We start from the raw sequence: 2,725 nt of genomic DNA on the forward strand, positions 1-2,725 counted from the left end.
TCATCGTTCGGTGAATAACTTTATGGTGAATATTATGGCTGCTATAGTGGCTTATTGCTTAAATCCAAATAAGCCAACTTTCCAAAACTTGCTAAAAAGCTAAAATATTTCATCGAACTCAGGTTATTTTAGTCATAGCAGTTTTATTCTTAACGTGAAGTGAATATCTTTTATATCCCCATCAGATGAAAATTAGAATAACAAAAGATTACATAATCTTTATTTTTTACTATTTATTAAGTTTCATCTTAAATGTTTTAAGACTTATTACTATAAGGCAGGCACAAAAAAAGACGCTAATGCGCCGTGGATTTCTTTGTGCCTGTATGGTTTATGGGTTTATGCAGCTACGCTAAAACGCTCAATATGACCAAATACACTTAGCTCTTCATCATTAGCTTTAGAGATATCTGCCAGTGCTTCACCTTCAATTGAATAAGATCCGAAGTCCTCATGAATTAGATCAAACTCGGTATCTGGCGAAAATTCGACGCGCCATAAAGTTAAGATCACCTTATCGCCTGTAACAGTATCAATGCCTTTAAACAGCAAGCGATATTCATTACCTAGGTTAGTTGCAATTGTAGTACGTGTCTTAGCACCGGCTTTGGCAGAAAACTTAACTGAACCAACAATAGCTTCATTAAAAATGACTGTGCCGTAAACAGCATCCAGTACATATTTATCTGAAGTGATGGCAACATCCGAGCTGTCTTTAAAATCCACTTCACTTAAATTACGATGTCCTAAGTCAATCATGGCGCCAGCTTCTACAGCACCCAGAGTAATATCAGTCAGCTGAGTTTCAGGGATTTCGATTGATTTGCCACTTAGGACCATTGCTAAGTTTTGCTTTGTTACTTCTTCAAGCGTACCAGAGATAGCCACTGCAGTTTGTTTGCGTAGTACCGCATCCTTAGCACGGAGGCCGGTTTTACTTTCATAGTGATCAGTGGATTCACTAGAGATTGCGATCTGCAATTCCGGTGTATTACCAACGGGCAATAAGGCAGATGGCACACTATTAACCATCTTCGCCAAATGAAGCTCGCCTTGAAGCGAGATTAAATCTGATTTAGCCATTACTTTTCATCCCCTGTGGTTTTCTTGGCTGGAGCAGCGGCTTTAGCTTCAGGTACTTCCTGAATCACGCCATCTGCCACTAATTTTTTGATCTGAGCATCACCCAATCCGCCAACGACATCGCCCTTTTTAAAGCGACCGACAGGCTGAGTTGCCTTGTATTGTTTCACCATGACTGGCTCCTAAATGAATTTTTGTGATTCAAAAATAATCGTGATGTATGCAAAGCCCGGACTATAACCATCCCGAACCGATATGAAATCCAGTGCCGTGCGTGATGCTTGAGGCTGCCAACCGGAAAGTAGTTGAATTACTTTCTCGGTCAAAAGCCCCGCTTCATCACTTACAGCACGTCCATCGGTCATTTGAGATTGAGCATTGCGACATGCCACCGTAACCGCCCATTGCTGACCGATCTGATTGATACTTCCACGACCTGCACTGGCTTTCTTGTCGATACGGACAAAATTGACATGCGCAGATGGCGTGACTTGTGACATCTCTGTTACGCTGACTGAGTTTAACGGCGTATAGATCTTTAGAAGTTCTGGAATTTCTTTCAGCTTTTCTGCAATCTCATCACGTACCGCGAAGAAGGTGCTCATCTATAAAACTCCCGACAATATCTAAAACCATGGCTTCATCTTCTGCATTGATCCCTAACTGTGTTCGAGGCGGTAAAATCGACTGCTTAACTTTCCGATATTGACCACCCACTGCAAAAGTAATGTATTGGCCATTCTTAGGTAGGATTGTTGCGCCGTAATGTAGATGGGGTGCAACCAATGATTGGGAGAATGACAAATACAGAAACCGGGAACGGGCATTTAAGGCTAAGCCGCGTGGAATTAGGTTGGTGGTCAGTTCAGTTTTTCCGGCCCCTGGTGGAACATTGATAACTACGTTCGCAATCTCACCAGCTATCACCTGATCAATGATCCAAGAGATATAAACATGGTGCCAGTTCACCGTAAATTTGAAGCCCATTCGGGGCTTAAAGAAACGCCGGGTGAAATATAAATGCTCATCTTCACACAGCTTCTTTTCAACCTGTGTTTGCAGATCCATTTAGTATTCCTCTTGGGCCTTCTTTACAGCAGCTTCAACTTGGTCTTGGGTAGCGTGCACAACTGTTGTTTGTAATGCTTCGCCGTCCTTACCGGTAATTTCTTGTCGGTTAGTGAATTGACCACCTACATCTTTAGCAGCCTGTTCAAGAATCTTGAGTGCTAATTTTGCATTCTTGGTTTTTTCAAGTTGCTTCTGATATTGCTTAAGCCGGTAATACTTACTAGCAATTGGAATATCTATCAAACCTTCATCAAATTTCTTACGAGTCTGGTTGAATAGATCTGCAAGTTTTTTCCCGAGATTGCGACCTGCATATTTAGTCGGGTCATAGTTTTCACACTGAACCGTACCGGGTTTGTCGGAGAGTCAATATTCTGAGAGACTACCCCGATGACAAAATTAAAATATACCCCTGAAATCAGAGAAAGAGCGGTTCAATTATTGATTGAATCTGAAAAAGATTATCCTTCTACTTGGGCTGCAATCACAGCAATTGCGCCTAAGATTGGTTGTACTCCTGAAACACTTCGTGCCTGGCATCAAAAGCATTTAGATCAGCAAAATCCTATTA

5 protein-coding genes and 1 pseudogene are annotated in these 2,725 nt (G+C 41.6%); 1 reads left to right on the forward strand and 5 read right to left on the reverse strand.

The window, feature by feature from the left end; genetic code table 11:
• Positions 1 to 339: 339 nt before the first annotated feature.
• From AC1P5O_RS16360 to AC1P5O_RS16380, 5 genes and pseudogenes are all read right to left on the reverse strand, one after another.
• Entirely contained in the window at positions 340 to 1,083 is a 744-nt protein-coding gene (locus tag AC1P5O_RS16360) for a phage tail tube protein (RefSeq protein ID WP_004279617.1), read from the reverse strand.
• On the reverse strand, positions 1,083 to 1,256 hold the full coding sequence (locus tag AC1P5O_RS16365; RefSeq protein ID WP_004279614.1) for a hypothetical protein: 174 nt from the start codon (positions 1,254 to 1,256) through the stop codon (positions 1,083 to 1,085). The genes AC1P5O_RS16360 and AC1P5O_RS16365 overlap by 1 nt, the downstream gene beginning before the upstream one ends.
• A 9-nt stretch (positions 1,257 to 1,265) precedes the next feature.
• Positions 1,266 to 1,688: a phage tail terminator protein gene (locus AC1P5O_RS16370; RefSeq protein WP_004279612.1), complete on the reverse strand. Its 423-nt coding sequence runs from the start codon at positions 1,686 to 1,688 to the stop codon at positions 1,266 to 1,268.
• Complete coding sequence (locus AC1P5O_RS16375; RefSeq protein WP_004279611.1) at positions 1,663 to 2,151, reverse strand: phage virion morphogenesis protein; 489 nt, start codon at positions 2,149 to 2,151, stop codon at positions 1,663 to 1,665. The genes AC1P5O_RS16370 and AC1P5O_RS16375 overlap by 26 nt, the downstream gene beginning before the upstream one ends.
• Positions 2,152 to 2,484, reverse strand: a pseudogene (locus tag AC1P5O_RS16380) (DUF2280 domain-containing protein); the annotation flags it as partial.
• 60 nt (positions 2,485 to 2,544) lie between these two features.
• Here AC1P5O_RS16380 and AC1P5O_RS16385 point away from each other — a divergent pair.
• The coding region (locus tag AC1P5O_RS16385) for a transposase (protein WP_487046812.1) at positions 2,545 to 2,725 on the forward strand (181 nt) is incomplete at its 3' end.

The sequence above is a fragment of the Prolinoborus fasciculus genome (genome assembly GCF_056724605.1).